Origin of the sequence: Streptomyces sp. NBC_01017, from assembly GCF_045162795.1 — a bacterium.
Taxonomy (GTDB): Bacteria; Actinomycetota; Actinomycetes; order Streptomycetales; family Streptomycetaceae; genus Streptomyces; species Streptomyces machairae.
In genome coordinates this window covers 7,166,961-7,190,075 of the sequence record NZ_CP108683.1, presented here as the reverse complement: position 1 = coordinate 7,190,075, position 23,115 = coordinate 7,166,961, and the positions used below count along the sequence as shown (strand labels likewise).

General features: G+C 70.3%; 20 protein-coding genes. 5 read left to right on the top strand and 15 right to left on the bottom strand.

Going from position 1 to position 23,115, the window contains the following annotated elements; genetic code table 11:
• Positions 1-11: 11 nt before the first annotated feature.
• The 6 genes from OG331_RS33065 to hrcA all read right to left on the bottom strand — a co-directional run bounded on the left by OG331_RS33065 (position 12) and on the right by hrcA (position 5,154).
• Entirely contained in the window at positions 12-524 is a 513-nt protein-coding gene (locus OG331_RS33065; protein WP_406202946.1) for a hypothetical protein, read from the bottom strand.
• Positions 525-669: 145 nt separating this feature from the next.
• Entirely contained in the window at positions 670-1,062 is a 393-nt protein-coding gene (locus OG331_RS33060) for a VOC family protein (RefSeq protein WP_406202944.1), read from the bottom strand.
• Between the two features lie 21 nt (positions 1,063-1,083).
• Complete coding sequence (locus tag OG331_RS33055) at positions 1,084-1,839, bottom strand: 16S rRNA (uracil(1498)-N(3))-methyltransferase (protein WP_406202942.1); 756 nt, start codon at positions 1,837-1,839, stop codon at positions 1,084-1,086.
• Positions 1,836-2,921 (bottom strand): nitronate monooxygenase, encoded by a 1,086-nt coding sequence (locus OG331_RS33050; protein ID WP_406202940.1) that lies wholly within the window; start codon positions 2,919-2,921, stop codon positions 1,836-1,838. The genes OG331_RS33055 and OG331_RS33050 overlap by 4 nt, the downstream gene beginning before the upstream one ends.
• A gap of 79 nt (positions 2,922-3,000) precedes the next feature.
• Positions 3,001-4,137 (bottom strand): molecular chaperone DnaJ, encoded by a 1,137-nt coding sequence (gene dnaJ, locus OG331_RS33045; protein WP_406202938.1) that lies wholly within the window; start codon positions 4,135-4,137, stop codon positions 3,001-3,003.
• Complete coding sequence (hrcA, locus tag OG331_RS33040) at positions 4,138-5,154, bottom strand: heat-inducible transcriptional repressor HrcA (protein WP_383611048.1); 1,017 nt, start codon at positions 5,152-5,154, stop codon at positions 4,138-4,140. It abuts the gene before it with no gap.
• Positions 5,155-5,316: 162 nt separating this feature from the next.
• Between hrcA and OG331_RS33035 the strand changes: the two genes are divergently transcribed.
• Together OG331_RS33035 and OG331_RS33030 are read left to right on the top strand one after the other, a co-directional pair.
• Positions 5,317-6,054 (top strand): MBL fold metallo-hydrolase, encoded by a 738-nt coding sequence (locus OG331_RS33035; protein ID WP_406202936.1) that lies wholly within the window; start codon positions 5,317-5,319, stop codon positions 6,052-6,054.
• 42 nt (positions 6,055-6,096) lie between these two features.
• Positions 6,097-6,912: a DUF3097 domain-containing protein gene (locus OG331_RS33030; protein ID WP_406202934.1), complete on the top strand. Its 816-nt coding sequence runs from the start codon at positions 6,097-6,099 to the stop codon at positions 6,910-6,912.
• On the opposite strand, the gene OG331_RS33025 is transcribed toward OG331_RS33030, so the two are convergent.
• The 3 genes from OG331_RS33025 to OG331_RS33015 form a co-directional block, all read right to left on the bottom strand.
• Positions 6,890-7,123 (bottom strand): hypothetical protein, encoded by a 234-nt coding sequence (locus tag OG331_RS33025; RefSeq protein ID WP_406202932.1) that lies wholly within the window; start codon positions 7,121-7,123, stop codon positions 6,890-6,892. The genes OG331_RS33030 and OG331_RS33025 overlap by 23 nt on opposite strands.
• Before the next feature lie 99 nt (positions 7,124-7,222).
• Positions 7,223-8,455: a radical SAM family heme chaperone HemW gene (hemW, locus tag OG331_RS33020; protein ID WP_406202930.1), complete on the bottom strand. Its 1,233-nt coding sequence runs from the start codon at positions 8,453-8,455 to the stop codon at positions 7,223-7,225.
• 50 nt (positions 8,456-8,505) lie between these two features.
• Complete coding sequence (locus OG331_RS33015; protein ID WP_406202928.1) at positions 8,506-10,449, bottom strand: SpoIIE family protein phosphatase; 1,944 nt, start codon at positions 10,447-10,449, stop codon at positions 8,506-8,508.
• Positions 10,450-10,551: 102 nt separating this feature from the next.
• Here OG331_RS33015 and OG331_RS33010 point away from each other — a divergent pair, with 102 nt between their 5' ends.
• Together OG331_RS33010 and OG331_RS33005 are read left to right on the top strand one after the other, a co-directional pair.
• Entirely contained in the window at positions 10,552-14,697 is a 4,146-nt protein-coding gene (locus OG331_RS33010) for a HAMP domain-containing protein (RefSeq protein ID WP_406202926.1), read from the top strand.
• A 12-nt stretch (positions 14,698-14,709) separates the two neighbouring features.
• A complete protein-coding gene (locus OG331_RS33005) occupies positions 14,710-15,276 on the top strand; it encodes a two-component system response regulator (RefSeq protein WP_406202924.1) in 567 nt (188 codons plus the stop codon).
• Between the two features lie 117 nt (positions 15,277-15,393).
• Here the strand turns inward: OG331_RS33005 and OG331_RS33000 are convergent, their stop codons facing one another.
• Positions 15,394-17,268, bottom strand: a complete 1,875-nt coding sequence (locus OG331_RS33000; RefSeq protein ID WP_406202922.1) for an AMP-dependent synthetase/ligase — start codon at positions 17,266-17,268, stop codon at positions 15,394-15,396.
• A 240-nt stretch (positions 17,269-17,508) separates the two neighbouring features.
• Positions 17,509-19,377, bottom strand: coding sequence for a translation elongation factor 4 (gene lepA / locus OG331_RS32995; protein WP_406202920.1), 1,869 nt, complete (start codon positions 19,375-19,377; stop codon positions 17,509-17,511).
• 220 nt (positions 19,378-19,597) lie between these two features.
• Here lepA and rpsT point away from each other — a divergent pair, with 220 nt between their 5' ends.
• Entirely contained in the window at positions 19,598-19,864 is a 267-nt protein-coding gene (rpsT, locus tag OG331_RS32990; protein WP_406202918.1) for a 30S ribosomal protein S20, read from the top strand.
• A 259-nt stretch (positions 19,865-20,123) separates the two neighbouring features.
• On the opposite strand, the gene OG331_RS32985 is transcribed toward rpsT, so the two are convergent.
• From OG331_RS32985 to OG331_RS32970, 4 genes are all read right to left on the bottom strand, one after another.
• Positions 20,124-20,519, bottom strand: coding sequence for a nuclear transport factor 2 family protein (locus OG331_RS32985; RefSeq protein WP_406202916.1), 396 nt, complete (start codon positions 20,517-20,519; stop codon positions 20,124-20,126).
• 68 nt (positions 20,520-20,587) lie between these two features.
• Positions 20,588-21,577, bottom strand: coding sequence for a DNA polymerase III subunit delta (gene holA / locus OG331_RS32980; protein ID WP_406202914.1), 990 nt, complete (start codon positions 21,575-21,577; stop codon positions 20,588-20,590).
• A gap of 367 nt (positions 21,578-21,944) precedes the next feature.
• Complete coding sequence (locus OG331_RS32975; RefSeq protein ID WP_328881702.1) at positions 21,945-22,190, bottom strand: hypothetical protein; 246 nt, start codon at positions 22,188-22,190, stop codon at positions 21,945-21,947.
• A gap of 81 nt (positions 22,191-22,271) precedes the next feature.
• Positions 22,272-23,111: an arylamine N-acetyltransferase gene (locus tag OG331_RS32970; RefSeq protein ID WP_406202912.1), complete on the bottom strand. Its 840-nt coding sequence runs from the start codon at positions 23,109-23,111 to the stop codon at positions 22,272-22,274.
• Between the last annotated feature and the right edge of the window lie 4 nt (positions 23,112-23,115).

Below are 23,115 nucleotides of genomic sequence, written 5' to 3'. Positions count from 1 at the left end.
CCGGGACACGGTCACTTGCCCTCCGGCCAGCAGTTCGGGTGTTGCTTGCAGTAGACGGTCTTGGTGACCGTCACCGTGACCGTGGGGCCGGGCTGTTGTCCGCCCCCGGACGGGTTGACGGGCGAGGGCGTGGCGTCGCACTTGCCCAGCCCGTTCACGTGGAACCATTCCTTGCCGTCGATCTTGGCGACCAGGTCCCCGCGCACGCAGGAACCGCTGACGGCCCGCGTGATCCGGCCGGTGACGACGATGTCCCTGCCGTCCTTGGTCTCGCCCTCGCAGTCGACCTTGACGACGGTGTTCTCACTTGCGGTCGGCGAACTGCCGTTGCCGCCCCCGTCGTACGAGCCCGTGCAGTTGAGCCACTGCACGTCGGCCTTCTGCCGCTCCAGCTCCTCGGTCACGGTCTGATCGGTCGTGAACGCCACGGTCGCCGAGCTCAGTCCACCCGGGTCACAGCCGGCCACCGAGCCGACGGCGACGACCGCGAGCCCCGCCACACCGGCCACCCGCGCCCCGCGCATGCGACGCCCCGCACGCCGGTCCGCGCGAGGCCAAACCCTCGTGAATGCCCCCATGGGACCGCAGCCTGCCACTGTCCCGGCCGACGCGGTAGAGCGCATACGGACACTCCCTGCTCGCGCGGTTCGGGGCGGGAGGCGGTCGGCCTCAGGTGCGCAGCAGCAGCCACTCCTGAAGCTCCACCAGGTTGCCCTCGGGGTCCTTGAGGTGGGCGACGCGCATGCGGTCGGTCATCGGGGCGGGGTCGTGCAGGAGGGTCGCGCCGCGTGCGGTGATCTGTTCGCAGTAGGTGTCCAGATCGTCGACGCGCAGGACCACCAGCGAGCGATGGCCCTTGGCCTCGTCGCCGAGTTCTCCGACGATCTCGGCCATCATCGCCCGGTCCTGGAGGGCGATGCCCGCCGAACCGGTGGCGGGGCTGAACTTCTCGTAGGGCCCGTTCGTCGCGCCCGACTGCGCCTTGAGGCCGAGGACATCGGCGTAGAAGCGGTAGCAGGCGGCGAAGTCACCGACCAGGAGCCGTACTTGGGCGAGTTCCACGGGGGGACGTCCCTCCTGGTGTCAGGACCAGCGGCCGGTGCGGCCGAGGAGCAGTGCCGTCGCCGCGGTTCCGGCGGTGGAGGTGCGCAGGACGGTACGGCCCAGACGGTACGCCTTCGCGCCCGCCTCCTCGAAGAGGGCGAGTTCCTCGGGGGCCACGCCGCCCTCGGGGCCGACGACGAGCACGATCTCGCCCTCGGCGGGCAGTTCGGCCGTCGCGAGCGGCTCGCTGCCGTAGTCGCGCTCCTCGTGCAGTACGGCGGCGAAGTCGGCGTCGGCGAGCAGCGCGGCGACCTGCTTGGTCGTGGCCGCCTCCGCGACCTCCGGGAAGCGCACCCGGCGCGACTGCTTGCCGGCCTCGCGGGCGGTGGCCCGCCACTTGCCGAGGGCCTTCGCCCCGCGCTCGCCCTTCCACTGGGTGATGCACCGGGCTGCCGCCCACGGCACGATCGCGTCGACGCCGGTCTCGGTCATGGTCTCGACGGCCAGTTCACCGCGGTCGCCCTTGGGGAGGGCCTGGACGACGGTGATACGAGGCTGCTCCGCCGGCTCCTCGGCCACCGCACCCACGCCCACGACCAGCCGGTCCTTGCCCTCGGCCGCCTTGACGACGCCCTCGACCCAGCGCCCGAGCCCGTCGGTGAGGACGACCTCCTCGCCGGCCCGCAGCCGCTTCACGGAGACGGCGTGCCGTCCCTCGGGGCCGTCGAGAACGTACTCGCCGCCGGCGAGGCGGCCCCGCTCCAGCGACTCGACGACGAACACCGGCGCCGTCATCCGACCGCACCCCCCTCGGGCGCCGCCGACAACGCTGTCGCCGCGGCGGCCAGCTCGGCGGCCAGCACCTCCACCAGCTGCCCGGCGGGCAGGTCGCGCGCCATGCGGTGCCCCTGCCCCGCCCACAGGGCCATGCCCTGCGCGTCACCGGACGCGGCGGCCTTCTTGCGCAGGGGTGAGGTCAGGTGGTGAACCTCGGGGTAGGCGGCGGGGGCGTACGGCCCGTGCTCGCGCATGAAGCGGTTGACCAGGCCGCGGGCGGGCCGGCCGGAGAACGCGCGCGTCAACTCGGTCCGTACGAACAGGGGGTTGGTCAGCGCCTGCTTGTGCAGGGCGTTGGCGCCGGACTCCTGGGTGGCGAGGAAGGCGGTGCCGAGCTGGGCGGCACCGGCCCCGGCCGCGAGGACGGCGGCGATCTGGCTGCCGCGCATGATGCCGCCGGCGGCGACGATGGGCAGGCTCACGGTCTCCCGGACCTGCGCGAGGAGGGCGAGCAGCCCGATGCCCGACCGGTCCGTCTCCGGGTTGTCCCGATGCGTCCCCTGATGCCCGCCGGCCTCCACTCCCTGCACGATCACGGCATCGGCACCGGCCCGCTGTACGGCGAGGGCCTCGTCCGGTGCGGTCACGGTGACGAGGGTGAAGGTGCCGGCGCGGCGCAGGGACTCCAGCACATCCGGCTTCGGCACCCCGAAGTGGAACGAGACGACCGGCACCGGGTTGTCGAGCAGCACGGCCAGCTTGGCGTCGTACCCGTCGTCCCGCCCGCTGTCCCGGTCCCCCAGCTCCGTCTCGTACCAGGCGGCCTCACCGGCGAGCTGATGCGCGTAGACGTCCACGGCCGCGGCGTCGGCATACTCGGGCTGCGGCATGAACAGGTTGACCCCGAAGGGCCGGCCCGTCAGGCCCCGCAGCTGCTTGATCTCCTGGTACATCCCGTCGGCGGTTTTGTACCCGGCGGCGAGGAACCCCAGCCCACCTGCCTCGGACACGGCAGCGGCGAGCTGCGGCACGGAGACGCCGCCCGCCATGGGGGCCTGCACGATCGGGTGGGGGAAGAGATCGGTCAGCGCGGAGGACATGACGGCATGTTGTCACGTCCTCCGAACAAGTCCGAATCGGCCCTGTGCCGTGCGATGTACGGGGCCTGCCCCACCGGACTCAGCGCCCGTTGAACGCGTCCTTCAACCGCGAGAACAGCCCCTGCTGCCCCGGCTGGAACTGCCCCGTCGGCCGCTCCTCGCCGCGCAGCTTGGCCAGCTCGCGCAGCAACCGCTCCTGCTCGGGATCCAGCTTGGACGGCGTGGTGACCTCGACGTGCACGATGAGGTCGCCGCGCCCGCCACCCCGCAGATGCGTCACACCGCGTCCGTGCAGCGGAATCGACTGACCGGACTGGGTGCCGGGCCGGATGTCGACCTCCTCGAGCCCGTCCAGCGTCTCCAGCGGCACCTTCGTGCCGAGGGACGCCGCGGTCATCGGGATCGTCACCGTGCAGTGCAGGTCGTCGCCGCGCCGCTGGAAGGTCGAGTGCGGCAGCTCGTGGATCTCGACGTACAGGTCACCGGCGGGACCGCCACCGGGCCCGACCTCACCCTCGCCGGCGAGCTGGATCCGGGTGCCGTTGTCGACACCGGCCGGGATCTTGACCGTGAGCGTCCGACGGGACCGCACGCGTCCGTCGCCCGCGCACTCGGGGCACGGTGTGGGAACCACGGTCCCGAATCCCTGGCACTGCGGGCAGGGCCGCGACGTCATGACCTGGCCCAGGAAGGACCGCGTCACCTGCGACACCTCACCGCGGCCGCGGCACATGTCACACGTCTGAGCGGAGGTGCCGGGGGCAGCCCCCTCACCGTTGCAGGTGTTGCAGACGACGGCCGTGTCGACCTGGATGTCCTTCGTCGTACCGAAGGCCGCCTCGTCGAGCTCGATCTCCAGCCGGATCATCGCGTCCTGGCCCCGACGGGTGCGCGAGCGCGGGCCGCGCTGGGACGCCGTACCGAAGAAGGCGTCCATGATGTCCGAGAAGTTGCCGAAGCCACCCGCACCGAAGCCGCCCGCGCCCGCGCCGCCCGCCTGGGACAGCGGGTCGCCGCCGAGGTCGTAGACCTGCTTCTTCTGCGGGTCCGACAGCACCTCGTAAGCGGCGTTGATCTCCTTGAACCGCTCCTGGGTCTTCGGATCCGGGTTGACGTCCGGGTGCAGCTCGCGCGCGAGCCGCCGGAAGGCCTTCTTGATCTCTTCCTGCGACGCGTCGCGACGCACGCCGAGAACGGCGTAGTAGTCCGTGGCCACTTACGACTCCGCCAGGATCTGTCCGACGTACCGTGCCACTGCGCGTACCGCTCCCATCGTTCCCGGGTAATCCATGCGGGTCGGTCCGACCACGCCGAGCTTGGCTACTGCCTCGCCGCCCGAACCGTAGCCGACCGACACGACGGACGTTGAGTTGAGTCCCTCGTAGGCGTTCTCGTGACCGATGCGTACGGTCATGCCCGAATCCCCTGCCTCGCCAAGGAGCTTGAGGAGCACGACATGCTCCTCAAGGGCCTCCAGGACGGGCCGGATGGTGAGGGGGAAGTCATGTCCGAAGCGGGTGAGATTGGCGGTGCCGCCGATCATCAGCCGCTCTTCGTTCTCCTCGACGAGTGTCTCCAGCAGAGTGGAGAGCACCGCCGAGACCGTGCCGCGGTCCTCCATGTCGAAGGCCTCGGCGAGGTCCTCGACGAGCCTTGGCACATCGGTGAAGCGCCGCCCCGCGACCCTGCTGTTCAGCCGCGCACGCAGATCCGCGAGCGAGGCCTCACCGAAGGGCGCGGGACAGTCGATCATCCGCTGCTCGACCCGGCCGGTGTCCGTGATCAGCACGAGCATCACGCGCGCGGGGGCGAGTGAGAGCAGCTCGACATGCCGGACGGTGGACCGGGTCAGCGACGGGTACTGCACGACGGCGACCTGCCGTGTGAGCTGCGCGAGCAGCCGCACGGTGCGCGCCACGACGTCGTCGAGGTCGACGGCGCCGTCGAGGAAGTTCTGGATGGCGCGCCGCTCCGGCGGGGTCATCGGCTTGACGCCGGCGAGCTTGTCGACGAACAGCCGGTAGCCCTTGTCGGTCGGGATGCGCCCCGCGCTGGTGTGCGGCTGGGCGATGAATCCCTCGTCCTCCAGGGCCGCCATGTCATTGCGGACGGTCGCCGGGGAGACCCCGAGGTTGTGCCGCTCGGTCAGCGCCTTCGATCCGACCGGCTCCTCGGTCCCGACATAGTCCTGGACGATGGCGCGCAACACCTGAAGCCTGCGTTCACTCAGCAACCGCGCACACCTCCAGAAGTCGTCCCCTTGACATCTCGCCTGGCACTCTGCGCTGGTGAGTGCCAACCGTCCCCGGCCAGTGTACGGCGGTGGGGTACGCCCCGGGCAAGGCCGGTCCGGCACCACCATGCCCGACGGTGCTGTCTTGGTTAGCGTCGCCGTATGACGGTGACTTGGGAAGAGCTCGGGTGGGAACGGCTGGCGGCCGGGGTGGGCAGGTGCCGGCTTCCGGGCTGGGACTGCACCGCGGGGCTGGTCGTGGGCCGGGACACAGCGCTCGTGATCGACGCCGGGTCAAGCCTCGGGGAGGGCGTGCGGTTGCGTACGCAGGCGCAGTGGCTCGCGGGTCACCGTGTGACACATCTCGCGCTGACGCATCCCCACTTCGATCATGTCTTCGGGGCCGCGGCGTTCGCCGGGGCGGAGGTGTACGGCCCGGTGGGCATGGACACGGTGTCCGCACACGCGCGTGCGGAACTGCGCTCGGACGCCGTGGGCAACGGCCTGGACCCGGACGCGGCGGACGAGGCGATCGACGCGCTGGTCCGTCCCCGCCACCAGGTGAGCGGCGAGTGGACCCTCGACCTGGAGGGCGACCGGCAGGTCCTGCTCGCGAACGTGGGCCCGGCCCACACCGCCCACGATCTGGTCGTGCTCGTGCCGGCCGGGGCCGCGGGCGACCGGGAGGTCGTCTTCTGCGGCGATCTGGTGGAGGAGTCCGGCGAACCCCAGGCGGGCCCCGACGCCGTACCGTCGCAGTGGCCGGCCGCCCTGGACCGCCTGCTGGACCTGGGCGGCGAGGACGCGCTGTACGTGCCCGGTCACGGAGCGGTGGTGGATGCGGAGTTCGTACGACGCCAGCGGGACGCCTTGGCGGCCCGCTTCGGCGTGTCGCCCTGATCCGCGAGACGTACCCGCGGGGCTTCTCCTATCGTCATCCGAATGCGCCAGTACTCCCCGGACCTGACCCCGCCCTGGAAGAAGCCCAAGCCCGCCCCCGAGGTACCGGCGGACCCGGGCCTGGTCGTGGAGGAGCCGGGCACGGGGTTCTGCGGTGCGGTGATCCGCTGCGAGGCGGGCACGGTGACGCTGGAGGACCGCTTCGGCAAGCACCGGGTGTTCCCGCTGGAGCCGCGGGGGTTCCTGCTGGAGGGCAAGGTGGTGACGCTCGTACGCCCGTCGTCCTCGGCTCCCGCACGTCCCAGCCGTACGGCGTCAGGTTCGGTCGCCGTCCCCGGCGCACGCGCGCGCGTGGCCCGCGCCGGCCGTATCTATGTGGAGGGCCGCCACGACGCCGAGCTGGTCGAGAAGGTCTGGGGCGACGACCTGCGCATCGAGGGCGTGGTCGTGGAGTACCTGGAGGGCATCGACGACCTGCCGTCCATCGTGACCGAATTCGCTCCGGGCCCGGACGCCCGCCTCGGTGTGCTGGTGGACCACCTGGTCCCCGGCACGAAGGAGTGGCGCATCGCGGAGTCGGTGACCAGCGAACACGCCCTGGTCGTGGGCCACCCGTACATCGACATCTGGGAGGCGGTGAAGCCGTCAGCCCTGGGCATCGAGTCCTGGCCACGCGTCCCGCACGGGCAGGACTGGAAGACGGGGGTGTGCCGGGCGCTGGGGTGGCCGTCGGAGAACACCGGTGCGGTGTGGCAGGCGATCCTGAAGCGGGTGGGGTCCTACAAGGATCTGGAGCCGGAGTTGCTGGGGCGGGTGGAGGAGCTGATCGACTTCGTTACGGGTAGCGGTGGGGCCTGATGCTGGGGTAGATGCCGAACTCGCTGGTATCCAATTCGAGTTCCAGATCCTCCAACGGCAGCGGCGCCCCGAACTTGGTGATCTGCTGCCTCTGATAGTCGGCGTTCTCCCCCATCACGATTTCCCCCCGGAGAAGCTCGGCCTTGATGCCCTCGGGAGGCTCGAACTCCTCGAAGAACTTGGCAATCCCACGCTCGTCCACAGCGGTCATCTCCGTGGCCTCCACATCCGCCGCGTCCTGTCGGCGGCAGCCTACGAACTAGGTTAGGGACCGAACTGGCGTTCCGGGGTGATTCACTCGCCCGAGTGATCAGTCCACCAAATCCCTGACCACCGCATCCGCCAGCAACCGCCCCCGCAAGGTCAGCACCGCACGCCCCTCCTCGTACGGCCCCTCCTGAAGCAGCCCCTCCCCAAGCGCCCGCCGAGAAGCCGCAAGCCCCTTCTCCCTCAGCAAGCCCAGCGGCGCCCCCTCCCGAAGCCGCAGCTCCAGCAGGATCCGTTCGACCCTGCGGTCCTCCTCGGACAGCAGCTCGCGCCCGGCCCCCGGCGACCGCCCCGCCGCCAGGGCCGCCGCGTACGCGCCCGGATGCTTCACGTTCCACCAGCGCACGCCGCCCACGTGCGAGTGGGCGCCCGGGCCCGCGCCCCACCAGTCGGCGCCCCGCCAGTACAGCTCGTTGTGCAGGCAGCGGCCCGCCTGAGAGGTCGCCCAGTTGGAGACCTCGTACCAGTCGAAGCCCGCCTCCGACAGCACCGACTCCGCGATCAGGTACCGGTCCGCGTGGACGTCGTCGTCCGTCATCGGGACCTCGCCCCGGCGGATGCGGCGGGCCAGCTGGGTGCCCTCCTCGACGATCAGGGCGTAGGCGGACACATGGTCCGGGCCGGCGCCGATCGCCGCCTCCAGCGAGGCCCGCCAGTCGTCGTCCGACTCGCCCGGTGTGCCGTAGATCAGGTCCAGGTTGACGTGCTCGAAGCCCGCCGCGCGGGCCTCCGCCACGCACGCCTCGGGGCGGCCCGGCGTGTGGGTGCGGTCCAGGACCTTCAGCACGTGCTGCTTCGCGCTCTGCATGCCGAAGGACAGCCGGTTGAAGCCGCCCTCGCGCAGGGTGGCCAGATACGCCGGGTCCACCGACTCCGGGTTCGCCTCCGTCGTGATCTCCGCGTCCGGTGCCAGCCCGAACTCGTCGCGGATCGCCCCCAGCATCCGTACGAGATCGTCGGCGGCCAGCAGCGTGGGCGTACCGCCGCCGACGAAGACCGTGCGGACCTCGCGCGGGTCGTCGCCGAGGACCTTGCGGGCGAGGCGGATCTCGTCGACGAGGGTCTCGGCGTAGTTGTCGCGGGACGCCAGCACTCCGCCCGTGCCGCGCAGCTCGGTCGCCGTGTAGGTGTTGAAGTCGCAGTAGCCGCAGCGGGTCGCGCAGTACGGGACGTGCAGGTAGAAGCCGAGGGGGCGGTCGGCGGACCCGGCGAGGGCGGACGCGGGGAGCGTGCCGTCGTCGGGGACCGGCTCGCCGTCGGGGAGTGCGGAAGGCATGGGTTCCATTGTCCAGCACGCGCGCATGCCCGCCGGAACCGAGACAACCGCTACTCGGCCTGGAGCACCAGCAACGCCAGATCGTCCTCCGGCGGACGGCCGCTGAACTCGTGCACGAGCCTGCGGATCCGCTCCGCGATCAGCTCGGCGTTCAGCCCCGCGCACCCGGCGAGCGCGGTCGCGAGGCCGTCGCCGTCGTCGAACTGGCGGGTGCCGCTGCGCCGCTCCGTCACCCCGTCGGTCACGCACAGCAGGGTGTCACCGGAGCGCAGCTCGAAGGTCTCGCTGGTGTACGTGGCGTCCTCGACGACCCCGAGGAGGGTCTGCGGGTGCGCGGCGGTGTGGACCTCGCCGCCCGCGCCCAGCAGCAGCGGCAGCGGGTGTCCGGCGGAGGCGAGGGTGCAGCGGATGCCGCCGTCGAAGGGGGTGAGCTCGCCGTAGAGGAGGGACAGGAAGCGGGTCTGCGGGCCGTCGCCGGGTGCCACCGGGACCGGGCCGACGAGGGCGCGCGCGGCGGCGTCGGCGGCCTCCGTCGCGTCGTCGAGGAGCAGCTGGTTGAGGCGGTCGAGGACGTCGGCGACCCGGTAGCCCTCCCGGGCGAGGAGCCGCAGCCACGGGCGCGCGATGCCGATCACCACGGCCGCCTCGGGCCCCTTGCCCTGGACGTCCCCGATGGCGAAGCACCAGCGGCCGTCGCCGGCCGGGAACAGGTCGTAGAAGTCGCCGCTCGGGCCGCCCTTGTCGCACGGCTCGTACACCAGCGCGCTGGCCACGCCGGGGATCTCCGCGACGGCGCCGGGCAGCAGTCCGCGTTGGAGAACCCTGCTGATGGTGGCCTGCCGGGCGTACTGGCGGGCCGCGCCGATGGCGAGGGCCACCCGGCGGGCGAGGTCCTCGACGAGCCCGGTGACCTCGTCGGGGAAGCGCACGAGGTCGGCCCGCCCGATGACCAGCGTGCCCAGCGGGCGGCCCCCGGCGATCAGGCGGTACGCGAGCGCCGTGCCGCGCACCCCGCGTGCGCCGAGCGCCTCACCGGGCCAGGGGTAGGCGACCGGGCCGGTGCGGTGGTCGTCGGCCGGAAGCGGCGGCTCCTTCTCCAGGGCCTGGCGGAGCTCCTCGATGAGGTTCTCGGAGCCGTGCCAGACGCGGGCCAGCCGCGGCCCGGTCCCGGGGGCGCCCTCCGCCGCCCAGCCCGCCCCGCCGCCGGGTTCGCCCGATCGTGGGTATCCCCAGCGCCCGGCGACCTCGTCCTCCAGCCACACCGCACACCAGTCCGCCAGCCGCGGCACGATCAGCTGGCCGGCGAGCGCGGCGACCAGGTTCTCGTCGAGCTGCCCGGCGAGCAGGTCGGAGGCCTCGGCGAGGAAGGACAGGGCACCGCGGTTGAGCCAGTCCCGCTCCCGCTCGGCGCGCTGGGGCTCGGGGGCGAGGATCTCGGCCACGCGCAGCCCGCGCTCCAGCGCGCGCTCCTCGGCGTACGCCTCGATGTCGTCCTTGGCCGCCACGGGGTCCTCGGCGGGCAGCCGCGCCCACACGGTCTTGGCGCCGGTGCGGTAGGTGACACCCCAGGACTCGGCGAGGCGTGACACCAGCCGCAGGCCGCGGCCGTACTCCGGTGTCTCGTACGGCGCCTCGACCTCACCGTCGCGCGGGGCGCGCGAGGGGTGGTGGTCCAGGACCTCGACGAGAAGGGCGCCGGTGTCCTCCAGGCGGCAGGTGAGCTCCAGATCGGTACCGGCGTGCACGACGGCGTTGGTGACCAGCTCGCTGACGGCCACGACGGCGTCGTCGACGAGGCGGGCGCTGAGGTGCTCGGTGCCGGGGAGCCCGGAGGCGGCCCATTCCGTGAGGGCGTTGCGCACGAGGGTGCGGGCGGAACCCGGGGAGATCGGACTGCCGGGGAGGACGGCGCGGGTTTCCGCGCCCACGCCCCCCGGCGCAGGCGCATCAGAGGCACGGGAAACGGTCTCCCGTTGCGCCGGAATGGCCCCCATCTACAGCTCCCCGAACGGTTCGGACGAATACGCCTCAGTCGACGCCGACAGAGTGACAGACTGGCCGCGCCCATAAGCACCGAGTTACCGAAGTGGGCCGCCATGAGTGAGAACCGTGCTACGCGTGTGCTCGAAGACGGACAGAAAGACGGTCAAATTCGAGCATCGGAACTGCGCCCGCTGCTCGCCGCGATGACCGCGGCGAGGGACGGCGACTTCCGGAGGCTCCCGGAGACCGGTGAGGGAATGGTGGCCGAGCTGACGGCGGTCTTCAACCAGATCATGGACCGGAGCACGCACTTCAACCGTGAAGTGCAGCGGGTCAAGCGGGAGTTGGTCCGGCACGGCAGGCTCGACGAGCGGCTCTCGGCGAGCCCGGGCCCGGGTGACTGGACGACCCGCGTCAACGACGTCAACCAGGTGCTCGACGCCCTGGTCGCCCCGGCGGCGAACGCGACGCGCGTGCTCGACGCGGTGGCCGGCGGCGACCTGACCCAGCGCGTCGATCTGCACGACGGGAGCCGCCAGTTACGCGGCGACCTGCGGCGCCTCGGCCGGGCCGTGAACAAGATGGTCGACCAGCTCTCCCTGTTCACCGGCGAGGTCACCCGCGTGGCCCGCGAGGTCGGCACCGAGGGCCGGCTCGGCGGGCGGGCCAAGGTGCAGGGGCTGTCGGGCAGTTGGCGGGATGTGACCGAGGCCGTCAACACGATGGCGTCCCGGCTGACGGCGCAGGTGCGCGACATCGCCCTGGTGACCACGGCGGTGGCCCGCGGCGACCTGACCCGCACGGTCACGGTCGAGGCGACCGGCGAGCTGCTCGAACTCAAACTGACCGTCAACACGATGGTCGACCAGCTGTCCGCCTTCGCCGACGAGGTGACGAGGGTCGCCCGCGAGGTGGGTACGGAAGGGCAGCTGGGCGGACGCGCGCAGGTGCGCGGCGTCTCCGGCGTGTGGAAGGACCTCACCGACAACGTCAACTTCATGGCGTCGAACCTGACCTCGCAGGTCCGCAACATCGCCCAGGTCACCACGGCCGTCGCCAACGGTGACCTGAGCCAGAAGATCACCGTCGACGCCCAGGGCGAGATCCTCGAACTCAAGTCGACCATCAACACGATGGTGGACCAGCTCTCCGCCTTCGCCGACGAGGTCACCCGCGTCGCCCGCGAGGTCGGCACCGAAGGAAACCTCGGCGGCCGGGCCCAGGTACGCGGCGTCAGCGGCGTATGGAAAGACCTCACCGACAACGTCAACTTCATGGCGGACAACCTGACTTCCCAGGTCCGCAACATCGCCCTGGTCTCCACCGCCGTGGCCCAGGGCGACCTGGGCAAGAAGATCACGGTCGAGGCGAAGGGCGAGATCCTGGAGCTGAAGTCGACCATCAACACGATGGTGGACCAGCTCTCCGCCTTCGCCGACGAGGTCACCCGCGTCGCCCGCGAGGTCGGCACCGAAGGAAACCTCGGCGGTCAGGCCCAGGTACGCGGCGTCAGCGGCGTATGGAAAGACCTCACCGACAACGTCAACTTCATGGCGTTGAACCTGACCTCGCAGGTCCGCAACATCGCCCAGGTGACGACCGCCGTGGCCAACGGCGACCTGTCGAAGAAGATCACCGTCGACGCCCGCGGCGAGATCCTCGAACTCAAGGACACCGTCAACACGATGGTGCAGCAGCTGCGGGCCTTCGCCGACGAGGTCACCCGTGTGGCCCGCGAGGTCGGCACCGACGGCCGGCTCGGCGGCCGTGCGCAGGTGCTGGGCGTCTCCGGCGTGTGGCGGGACCTGACCGACAACGTCAACTACATGGCCGACAACCTCACCTCACAGGTGCGCAACATCGCCCAGGTCACCACCGCGGTGGCCAACGGCGACCTCTCGAAGAAGATCGACGTGGACGCGCGCGGCGAGATCCTGGAGCTGAAGACCGCCATCAACACGATGGTCGACACCCTCTCCTCCTTCTCCTCCGAGGTCACCCGCGTGGCCCGCGAGGTGGGCTCCGAGGGCCAGCTCGGCGGCCAGGCCCGGGTGGAGGGCGTCTACGGCACCTGGAAGCGCCTGACGACGAACGTGAACGAGCTGGCCTCGAACCTGACCACCCAGGTCCGCGCGATCGCCGAGGTCGCCTCCGCGGTGGCCCAGGGCGACATGTCCCGCTCGATCACGGTGGAGACGCGCGGCGAGGTCACCGAGCTGAAGGACAACATCAACCTGATGGTGGCCAACCTGCGCGAGACGACCCGCGCCAAGGACTGGCTGGAGTCCAACCTGGCCCGCCTGGCCGCTCTGATGCAGGGCCACCGCGACCTGATGGAGGTCGCCGACCTGCTGCTGCGCGAGCTGACGCCGCTGGTGAACGCCCAGTACGGCGCGTTCTTCCTGGCCGACCCGGACGAGGACAGCGCCGCGCTGCGCACCACGGTTCCCACGAAGGGGCTGGCCTTCATCGCCGGATACGGCTCGGCCCAGGGCACGACCATCGAGACCGGCGGCCTCCCGGTGCACGGCCTGGTCCGGCAGGCGGCGCGGGAGAAAAAGCGGATCCTCGTCGAGGAGGCCCCGCCGGACTACATCAAGATCGACAGCGGGCTGGGCGAGGCGGCGCCCACCAGCGTCGTCATCATCCCGATCCTCTTCGAGGACAAGCTGCTCGGCGTGATCGAGCTGGCGTCGTTCTCCCGCTTCTCCGATGTGCACCTGGCGTTCTTCGACCAGTTCGTGAACACCATCGCCGTCGCGATCAACACGATCATCGCCAACTCCCGTACGGAGTCCCTGCTCGGCGAGTCCCAGCGCCTGGCCATGCAGCTCCAGGAACGCTCGGACGAACTCCAGATGCAGCAGGCGGAGCTGCAGCGCTCGAACGCCGAGCTGGAGGAGAAGGCGGCGCTGTTGGCGACCTCGTCGCAGTACAAGTCGGAGTTCCTGGCGAACATGTCACACGAGCTGCGGACGCCTCTGAACTCGCTGCTGATCCTGGCGAGGCTGCTCTCCGACAACCCGGACGGCCACCTCTCCGACCAGGAGGTCCAGTTCGCGACGACGATCCACCGCTCCGGCTCGGACCTGCTCCAGCTGATCAACGACATCCTGGACCTGTCGAAGATCGAGGCCGGCCGGATGGACGTACGCCCGAAGAGGCTGCCGCTCATCAAGCTTCTCGACTATGTCCACGCCACCTTCCGCCCGCTCACCCTGGACCGGGGGCTCGCCTTCGAGGTGGCGGTCGGCGAGGACGTACCGCGCGAGATGTACTCGGACGAGCAGCGCCTCCAGCAGATCCTGCGCAACCTCCTCTCCAACGCCATCAAGTTCACCGCGTCGGGCAAGGTCGAGCTGCGGGTGAACCGGATGAAGGACCCCGATCAGCACTACGTCCGCGAGGGCGAAGAGGTGATCGCGTTCTCGGTGTCCGACACCGGCATCGGCATCGCGGCGGAGAAACTCCCGGTGATCTTCGAGGCGTTCCAGCAGGCCGACGGCACGACCAACCGCAAGTACGGCGGCACCGGCCTCGGCCTGTCCATCAGCCGCGAGATCGCGGGCCTGCTGGGCGGCCGTATCGTCGCCGAGAGCGAGCCCGGCAAGGGCTCCACGTTCACGCTGTACGTCCCGGTCGTCAGCCCCGGTCACTCCGCCACGGGCCCGGTGCCCGAGGACCGTCCGCGGTCGGCACCGGAGCAGCTGTCCGCCGAGACGTTCTTCTCGACCGCCCACGACGCGGACGATTCCTGGCCGACGCCGACCAAACTGGAGGCGTGGCAGACCGGCCGGGCGGGGCAGATCCTGCCGGGCCGACGCGTGTTGATAGTGGACGACGACATCCGCAACGTGTTCGCGCTCACCCATGTCCTGGGCCGGGTCGGCATGCCGGTCCTGTACGCGGAGAACGGCCGCGAGGGCATCGAGACACTGGAGCGCACCCCGGACGTCGAACTCGTCCTGATGGACATCATGATGCCGGAGATGGACGGATACGAAACGATCTCCGCCATCCGTCGCACCCCCCGCTGGGCGGACCTGCCCATCGTCGCGCTCACCGCGAAGGCCATGCCCGGCGACCGGGAGAAGTCCATCGCGCGGGGCGCCAACGACTACGTACCGAAGCCGGTGGACGTGGATCAGCTGCTGACCGTCGTCTGCGACCTCCTGGACCCCGAGGCCGCGGACAACTCCGTAGTACCGGAACCGAGCGCTTCCGAAGGGGAAGAGGTTCCGCCGACCATCACCGAGTGAGGCCACTTCATCATGAGCGCTGAGGCAACGACCGACGAGCGTGCCGGCATCCTCCTGGTCGACGACATGGAGGACAACCTGATCGCGCTGGAGGCCGTACTGGGGTCCCTCAACGAGCCGCTCGTCCGCGCGCGTTCGGGCGAGGAGGCGATGAAGGCGCTGCTGCGGCAACGCTTCGCCCTGGTGCTGCTCGATGTCCGCATGCCGGGCATGGACGGCTTCGAGACCGCCAGCAACATCAAACGACTCGACCAGACCAAGGACGTCCCGATCATCTTCCTGACCGGCGCGGAGGACGACCCGGGCTACGCCTTCCGCGGCTACGCCACGGGTGCCGCCGACTACCTGACCAAGCCGTTCGACCCCTGGGTGCTACGCGCGAAGGTGACGGTGTTCCTGGACCTGTACCGCAAGAACAGGCAGTTGGAGCGTCTGCTGAGCCGCGAGCACGTCCACAGCCGAGAGCTGAGCACCCAGTTGGAGGCTTTGGAGGACCAGCTCTCCGAGGGCACGCCCCTGAACCGGACGGACTTACGCGCCAGGGTCCACGAGATACGTCGGCTGGTCGGAAAGGAGTGAGCTTGCCGACCTGAAGGGGCGCGGGGCTGTGTCGATTTGCGGCTCCGCCGCGTGGGCGCGACGAGCCACGACGAACCCGTGGCCGCCAACGCGCCCCGCCACCCCTCCGTGACCGCGCTACGCCTCGCGCGTACCCGCGTACATCTCCTCGATCAGGCCCTTGTACTCCCGCTCGACAACCGGCCGCTTCAACTTCAGACTCGGCGTGATCTCCCCGTGCTCCACATCGAGATCCCGCGGCAGCAGCCGGAACTTCTTGATCGTCTGCCACTTCTGCAGCCCGGCGTTGAGCTGCTGCACATACCCGTCGACCATCTCGATGGCGGCCGGCGAGGCGACGATCTCCGCGTACGACTTCCCGCCGAGCCCGTTCTCCTCGGCCCACGCCACGATCGCGACCTCGTCCAGCGCGATCAGCGCCGTGCAGAAGTTCCGGTCGGCGCCGTGCACCAGGATGTTGGAGACGTACGGGCACACCGCCTTGAACTGTCCCTCGACCTCGGCGGGCGCGATGTACTTGCCGCCCGAGGTCTTGATCAGGTCCTTCTTGCGGTCGGTGATGCGCAGGTAGCCGTCCGGGGACAGCTCCCCGATGTCACCGGTGTGGAACCAGCCGTCGCTCTCCAGCACCTCGGCGGTCTTCTCCGGCAGCCCGTGGTAGCCCTCCATGATGCCGGGGCCGCGCAGCAGGATCTCCCCGTCGTCGGCGATGCGCACCTCCGTGCCGGGCAGCGGCTTGCCGACCGTGCCGGTGCGGTAGGCCTCCCCCGGGTTCACGAAGGACGCGGCCGAGGACTCCGTGAGGCCGTAGCCCTCCAGGACGTGGATGCCGGCGCCGGCGAAGAAGAAGCCGATCTCCGGGGCGAGGGCGGCGCTGCCGGACACGCATGCCCGCAGGTTGCCGCCGAAGGCCTCGCGGATCTTGGCGTACACGAGGGTGTCGGCGACCTTGTGCTTCGCGGCGAGCCCGAAGGGCGCGGAGTGGGTGCCGGTGCGCCGGAAGTTGTCCTGGGTCACCTTGGCGTACTCGCGGGCGACCTCGGCGGCCCACTGGAAGATCTTGTACTTGGCGCCGCCGCCCGCGCGGGCCTTGGCGGCGACCCCGTTGTAGACCTTCTCGAAGATGCGGGGCACGGCCGCCATGTATGTCGGCTGCACGACCGGCAGGTTCTCGATGATCTTGTCGACGCGGCCGTCGACGGCGGTGACGTGACCGACCTCGATCTGGCCGGAGGTGAGGACCTTGCCGAAGACGTGCGCGAGCGGCAGCCACAGGTACTGCACGTCCTCCGCGCCGACCAGCCCGGTCGCGGCGATCGCCTTCGCCATGTACGACCAGTTGTCGTGCGGCAGCCGCACGCCCTTGGGGCGGCCGGTGGTGCCGGAGGTGTAGATCAGGGTGGCCAGCTGGTCCTTGGTGATCGCACCGACCCGCTGCTTGATCAGCTCGGGGTCCTTCTCCAGCCGGGCCGCGCCACGGGCCTCCAGCTCGGCGAGGCTGAGCACCCAGTCATCGGTCTCGACGCCGGCCGCGTCGATGACGACGACATGCGTGAGGTTCGGCAGCTCGGCGCGCTTCTCCCGCGCCTTGGCCACCTGGGCCGCGTCCTCCGCGATGAGCACGCGGCTCTCGGAGTCGGCGAGGATGAAGGCCGACTCCTCGGCGTTGGTCTGCGGATAGACCGTGGTGGTGGCAGCGCCGCCGCACATGATGCCCAGGTCGGCGAGGATCCACTCGATCCGGGTCGACGAGGCGAGGGCCACGCGCTGCTCGGGCCGGACACCCAGCTCGATGAGCCCGGCTGCGATCGCGTAGACCCGCTCGGCGGCCTGCGCCCAGCTCAGCGACTTCCACTCGTCCGCGCCCTGCCCCGAAACCGGCGGCACGGGATAGCGGTACGCCTCGGCGTCCGGCGTCGCCGTCACGCGCTCCAGGAAGAGGGTCGCCACGCTCGGCGGACGGTTCTCGATCAGTGTCTGTGTGTCGCTCACGACATCCTCCGGGGACCCGCGACTGTGCGGCTGACGTGCGGCTGGTTCCACTCGCGTTGTTTAACTCGCGAGTAACTATCGAGCAGGCATCAGGGTAAAGGCCGACGGCCCCCTGCGTAAGGGCCTGCGGCCTGTCACTTCCTCCAGACGGTCACGCGGCACGCACAAAGGGCCCGTCGCGCTTTCGTACGACGGACCCCTGATGCGGCGATTTGCCGGGTCACCTGGTGCTACCTGCGGTTACTTCTTGGCCTTGCCCGAACCCGCGCTGTCATCACTGCTCAGTACGGCGATGAAGGCCTCCTGCGGAACCTCCACGGAACCCACCATCTTCATCCGCTTCTTGCCTTCCTTCTGCTTCTCCAGCAGCTTGCGCTTACGGGAGATGTCGCCGCCGTAGCACTTGGCGAGGACGTCCTTGCGGATGGCGCGGATGGTCTCGCGGGCGATCACCCGGGAACCGATGGCGGCCTGGATGGGCACCTCGAAGGCCTGCCGCGGGATCAGCTCCCGCAGCTTGGCGACGAGCCGCACACCGTACGCGTACGCCGCGTCCTTGTGCGTGATCGCCGAGAAGGCGTCGACCTTGTCGCCGTGCAGCAGGATGTCGACCTTGACCAGGCTGGAGGTCTGCTCACCGGTGGGCTCGTAGTCCAGCGACGCGTAACCGCGCGTCTTCGACTTCAGCTGGTCGAAGAAGTCGAAGACGATCTCCGCGAGCGGGAGGGTGTAGCGGATCTCGACGCGGTCCTCGGAGAGGTAGTCCATGCCGAGCAGGGTGCCGCGCCGGGTCTGGCACAGCTCCATGATCGAGCCGATGAACTCGCTCGGGGCGAGGATCGTGGCGCGCACGACCGGCTCGTAGACCTTGTCGATCTTGCCTTCGGGGAACTCGCTCGGGTTGGTGACGGTGTGCTCGCTGCCGTCCTCCATGTCGACGCGGTAGACCACGTTCGGCGCGGTGGCGATCAGGTCGAGCCCGAACTCGCGCTCCAGCCGCTCGCGGATCACGTCGAGGTGCAGGAGCCCCAGGAAGCCGACGCGGAACCCGAAGCCGAGGGCCGCGGAGGTCTCCGGCTCGTAGACGAGCGCGGCGTCGTTGAGCTGGAGCTTGTCGAGAGCCTCGCGCAGCTCCGGGTAGTCGGAGCCGTCCAGCGGATACAGACCGGAGAAGACCATCGGCTTCGGGTCCTTGTATCCGCCGAGCGCTTCCTCGGCGCCCTTGTGCTGGCTGGTGACGGTGTCACCGACCTTGGACTGGCGGACGTCCTTCACACCGGTGATGAGGTAGCCCACCTCACCGACGCCGAGCCCGTCGGCCGCCAGCATCTCCGGTGAGTTCGTCCCGATCTCCAGCAGCTCGTGCGTGGCGCCGGTGGACATCATCCGGATCCGCTCGCGCTTGTTGAGCTGGCCGTCGATGACACGGACGTAGGTCACGACACCGCGGTACGAGTCGTAGACGGAGTCGAAGATCATCGCGCGGGCCGGAGCGTCCTTGACGCCGACCGGGGCGGGGACCTCGGCGACGACCTTGTCGAGCAGGGCATCGACGCCCAGGCCCGTCTTGGCGGACACCCTGAGGACGTCGCTCGGCTCGCAGCCGACCAGGTTGGCGAGCTCCTCCGCGAACTTCTCGGGCTGCGCGGCCGGCAGGTCGATCTTGTTCAGTACGGGGATGATCGTGAGGTCGTTCTCCATCGCCAGGTAGAGGTTGGCGAGAGTCTGGGCCTCGATGCCCTGGGCGGCGTCGACGAGGAGGACGGTGCCCTCACAGGCGGCCAGCGACCGCGAGACCTCGTACGTGAAGTCGACGTGCCCCGGGGTGTCGATCATGTTGAGGATGTGCGTCTTGCCGGAATCGTGGGTGGGAGCCCACGGCAGCCGGACCGCCTGGGACTTGATCGTGATACCGCGCTCACGCTCGATGTCCATCCGGTCGAGGTACTGAGCACGCATCTGCCGCTGCTCGACCACACCGGTCAGCTGGAGCATCCGGTCGGCGAGCGTGGACTTGCCGTGGTCGATGTGCGCGATGATGCAGAAGTTGCGGATCAGTGCCGGGTCGGTACGGCTCGGCTCGGGCACATTGTTAGGGGTCGCGGGCACGCAGGGTCCTGTCTCTTGAGGCGCCTTATGCCTCGGGTCGGATCTATACGTAGGTTCCATGGTCCCATGGGCGGCGACCGGCGACCGTTTTGGGCCGTCGGCCCGGCCACTGGTAGCCTGGGTGGCTGTGTCTCATGCCCTCTCAGCGCGAGACACACTCCAGAAAATCACCGGTACGGGTCCCATGCGGCCTCGTGCCAGAACCTGAAAAGGCTCATCAGTGGCGAACATCAAGTCCCAGATCAAGCGGATCAAGACCAACGAGAAGGCCCGGCTGCGCAACAAGGCCGTCAAGTCCTCCCTGAAGACCGCGATCCGCAAGGCCCGCGAGGCCGCTGCCGCGGGTGACGTCGAGAAGGCCACCGAGTACCAGCGCGACGCCGCGCGGGCGCTCGACAAGGCCGTCGCCAAGGGCGTCATCCACAAGAACCAGGCCGCCAACAAGAAGTCGGCGCTTGCTTCGAAGGTCGGCGCTCTCAAGGGCTGACACTTGATTTGATCGCCGGAGGGAATCGAGCGGGCCCTCTCTCATCCGCTCCCGTCCGGCCCCCGAGCCTGTACGCGGCCTGCGTTCGCCACGCGGGTACGGGCTCAGCAGCTTGAACCGAAGGCCCCGGCCGGTCCTTCCCCAGGACGACGGCCGGGGCCTTCGGTATGCCGGGGCCTCGGTATGCCGGGAGCTTCGATGTGCCGGGGCCTTCGGTATGTCCTGCCCTAGCCCGGGCCCTGCCTCTCGGGGGCGGGTGTCACGACCAGAAGTCGTTCACCCGGTCCATGTCCGAGACACACTCGTCGAGATCGCTGACCTTGTCCCCCACGATGCGGAAGACGATGGCCCCGTCCTCGTCGAGGCGCTTGCCCTGCCGCTCCGCCTTGAAGTGGTGTACGGCGACCGCGTGCCCCCGGCCGTCGACAAGTACGGTGCGCAGGTCGACCCGCATCGACCCGGCGGTCTCCTCGTACAGCCGGCCGTACATGCCGACGACCGCGTCCTGGCCCTTGAAGTCACCCGACAAGGGGTGGCTGCCGGGCACGTGGTGCGTGCAGTCCGATGTCATCAGCCCGCGCAGGGCATCCATGTCACCGCTTGCGAAGGCTGCGTAGCCCTTGCGGACGAGAGTTGCGTGCGGATGCTCAGCCATACCTGATCGCCACCTTCCGTGCTGTCCGGCGATGAACGGCCGATACGCCCGATTCTCCTCTCCTCCCCCTAGCCACGCCCTCTGGACCGAGCGGCCCGCGCGATCGTCACGACCGCCTTCTCCAAGGCGTACTCCGGGTCGTCCCCGCCGCCCTTCACACCGGCGTCCGCCTCAGCGACCGCGCGCAGCGCCAGCGCGACTCCGTCGGGCGTCCACCCGCGCATCTGCTGGCGCACGCGGTCGATCTTCCAGGGCGGCATGCCGAGCTCCCGCGCCAGATCGGCGGGTCGGCCGCCCCGGGCCGAGGACAGCTTTCCGATGGCCCTGACGCCCTGGGCGAGCGCACTGGTGATCAGGACGGGGGCCACACCGGTCGCCAGCGACCAGCGCAGCGCCTCCAGCGCCTCCGCGGCCCGCCCCTCGACCGCCCGGTCGGCGACGGTGAAGCTCGACGCCTCGGCGCGGCCCGTGTAGTACCGCCCGACCACCGCCTCGTCGATCGTCCCCTCGACATCGGCGACCAGCTGACTCACCGCGGCCGCCAGCTCCCGCAGATCACTGCCGATGGCATCGACGAGCGCCTGACAGGCCTCGGGCGTCGCGGACCGTCCGGTCGCCCGGAACTCCTGCCTGACGAACGCCAGCCGGTCCGCCGGCTTGGTCATCTTCGGGCACGCCACTTCCCGCGCCCCCGCCTTGCGCGCGGCGTCGAGCAGCTTCTTGCCCTTCGCCTGCCCGGCGTGCAGCAGCACGAGGGTGATCTCCTCGGCCGGCGCACCCAGATACGCCGTCACGTCCTTGATCGTGTCGGCCGACAGATCCTGCGCATTGCGCACGACCACGACCTTGCGCTCCGCGAACAGCGACGGACTGGTCAGCTCGGCCAGCGTGCCCGGCTGCAACTGCTCAGGAGTCAGATCCCGCACGTCCGTATCGGCATCTGCGGCCCGGGCGGCAACCACCACCTCCCGCACAGCGCGGTCGAGCAGCAGCTCCTCCAGGCCCACGGCGAGGGTCACGGGGGAGAGGAGGTCGTCATGTGCAGATTTCCTGGCCATCGCGACAAGGATGGCACGGGCCACTGACAGTGGGCGCCGACGGGACTTCGGGGGGCGGGGGTGCGGTCAGGTCGGGGGCGGGGGTGCCGGTGAGGCCCGGGGGCGGGGGTGCGGTCAGGTCGGGGGCGGGGGTGCCGGTGAGGCCCCGGCGCGGGGCGGGGGTGCTGTCAGGCCGGGGGCGGGGATGCCGGTGAGGCCCGGGGGCGGGGGTGCTGTCAGGTCGGGGGCGGGGATGCCGGTGAGGCCCCGGCGCGGGGCGGGGGTGCGGTCAGGTCGGGGGCGGGGATGCCGGTGAGGCACCGGCGCGGGGCGGGGCGGCGGTCAGGCCCGGACAGGGTGCCCGGTCAGGCCGGTCACTCCGGTTCGGCTACGGCTCCTCCCGCCACCCGTCCCACTCCCCCACGAACTCATCCAGCTCGCCCGGATCGAGCCGCCCCGCCTCGTCCCGCAGGACGACCAGCCACTGCGCGTCCTCGGCATCGTCCTCCCCGGCCAGCGCATCCCGCACCAGCCGCGGCTCCTCGTCGATCCCGAACCGCTCTCCGAGCGCCCCCGCGACCTCCTCCGCCGCGTCACGATCGGGCAGCACCAGCACATGTCTCACATCACTCACGGAGCAATTCTCGGGCACCGCCGAGAGACGGCCCTGCGCCGGGTCCCGCACCCGCCCCAGCCCCGAGCACCCCCACCCGGATCAGCCGTCCCGGTTGGGCTTGCGCACCGTCGGCACCCGGTCCAGCTCGATCCCGAACCGCTCCCGGTACACCCCCAGCACCTCCTCGTCCGTCCCCAACTCCCGCTCCTCACGTGTCCCGTCGGCCGCCGTCGTCTTGAAGGTGCGGCCGCTGAGGGTGATCCGCCCGCCTTCCTTCGTCACCCGCGAACACACCAGCGACTGCGTGAAGTGCGAGCCCGGCGAGGTGCTGTGCCACCACGCGCCGGCCACGAAGTCGCCGAGTGCCCGCGGCCGCCGCTCCAACCGGTACTCCGCCCTGCCGTCCATGGCGACCTCCAGGTCCGCCGCCGCCTCCGCGTCGTACCCGCCGCGCACCCCCGCCGCGTCCGGCCCGGCCTCGACGATCCGGAACACACCCGCCGGATCCACCTGCTCCCCCCGCGCCTCGAAGGCCAGCGGATAGTGGCTGTGCGCCCCGAAGCCGACGTCCGTCAGCCATGTGCCCCCGTCCACGGTCCGCACCTGCAGCGCCATGTGGTCGTAGGGAATCCCGACCTCCTCGTCCTTCACATGGACCCGCCCCGCGAGCAGCGTCACATCGAAACCGAGCGCGCCGAGCAACGCCCCGAAGGCGCCGTTCAGTTCGTAACAGAACCCACCCCGTCGCGCCCCCACCACCTTGTCCAGCAGTCGCTTCTCCTCCAGGACGATCTCCTCACCGAGGTGGATCGAGAGGTTCTCGAAGGGCACGGTCTGCAGATGGCGCAGATGCAGCTCGCGCAGCACGTCCACGGTGGGCCAGGCGGGGTGCTCGACCCCCAGTCGGCGGAGATAGGCATCAACCTCAACGGAATCCATGCCC

What these genes read in the sequence shown, in the direction of transcription:
- OG331_RS33065 (WP_406202946.1), bottom strand. Translation starts at nt 524, where the DNA reads ATGCGCGGGGCGCGGGTGGCCGGTGTGGCGGGGCTCGCGGTCGTCGCC.
- OG331_RS33055 (WP_406202942.1), bottom strand. Translation starts at nt 1,839, where the DNA reads ATGACGGCGCCGGTGTTCGTCGTCGAGTCGCTGGAGCGGGGCCGCCTC.
- OG331_RS33050 (WP_406202940.1), bottom strand. Translation starts at nt 2,921, where the DNA reads ATGTCCTCCGCGCTGACCGATCTCTTCCCCCACCCGATCGTGCAGGCC.
- OG331_RS33035 (WP_406202936.1), top strand. Translation starts at nt 5,317, where the DNA reads ATGACGGTGACTTGGGAAGAGCTCGGGTGGGAACGGCTGGCGGCCGGG.
- OG331_RS33030 (WP_406202934.1), top strand. Translation starts at nt 6,097, where the DNA reads ATGCGCCAGTACTCCCCGGACCTGACCCCGCCCTGGAAGAAGCCCAAG.
- OG331_RS33025 (WP_406202932.1), bottom strand. Translation starts at nt 7,123, where the DNA reads ATGACCGCTGTGGACGAGCGTGGGATTGCCAAGTTCTTCGAGGAGTTC.
- hemW (WP_406202930.1), bottom strand. Translation starts at nt 8,455, where the DNA reads ATGCCTTCCGCACTCCCCGACGGCGAGCCGGTCCCCGACGACGGCACG.
- OG331_RS33015 (WP_406202928.1), bottom strand. Translation starts at nt 10,449, where the DNA reads ATGGGGGCCATTCCGGCGCAACGGGAGACCGTTTCCCGTGCCTCTGAT.
- OG331_RS33010 (WP_406202926.1), top strand. Translation starts at nt 10,552, where the DNA reads ATGAGTGAGAACCGTGCTACGCGTGTGCTCGAAGACGGACAGAAAGAC.
- OG331_RS33005 (WP_406202924.1), top strand. Translation starts at nt 14,710, where the DNA reads ATGAGCGCTGAGGCAACGACCGACGAGCGTGCCGGCATCCTCCTGGTC.
- OG331_RS32985 (WP_406202916.1), bottom strand. Translation starts at nt 20,519, where the DNA reads ATGGCTGAGCATCCGCACGCAACTCTCGTCCGCAAGGGCTACGCAGCC.
- holA (WP_406202914.1), bottom strand. Translation starts at nt 21,577, where the DNA reads ATGGCCAGGAAATCTGCACATGACGACCTCCTCTCCCCCGTGACCCTC.
- OG331_RS32970 (WP_406202912.1), bottom strand. Translation starts at nt 23,111, where the DNA reads ATGGATTCCGTTGAGGTTGATGCCTATCTCCGCCGACTGGGGGTCGAG.